Consider the following 257-nt stretch of genomic DNA (forward strand, 5'->3'; position numbering starts at 1 on the left):
GCCGGTCGGCGTCTCTTCCAGAAAGGCCGCCTCTTCCGCCGTCGTCTCGCGGCCGAGACAGGCGTTGCGATGCGGGAACCGCCCGAACCGGTCGATCACCGCCTTGTGACGGCGCGCATAGTCCGTGTAGTCGTCGTTGCCAACCCGCTCCTCGCACAGGGCGACGCAGAGCGCCTGGTCGTCGGCGTCCTCGCTGTGCTCGAAGGGCAGGTAGACAAAGGCGCGCCGGTCGGGCGCCGGCAGGGCCAGATCGTGGC

1 protein-coding gene is annotated in these 257 nt (G+C 70.0%); it reads right to left on the reverse strand.

Annotated features, from left to right (window positions below):
• The coding region (locus SB717_RS37545; protein ID WP_410908222.1) for a DUF924 family protein at positions 1–257 on the reverse strand (257 nt) is incomplete at both ends.

It is taken from the genome of Priestia sp. SIMBA_032 (assembly GCF_046535215.1).
GTDB classification, from domain to species: domain Bacteria; phylum Bacillota; class Bacilli; order Bacillales; family Bacillaceae_H; genus Priestia; species Priestia aryabhattai.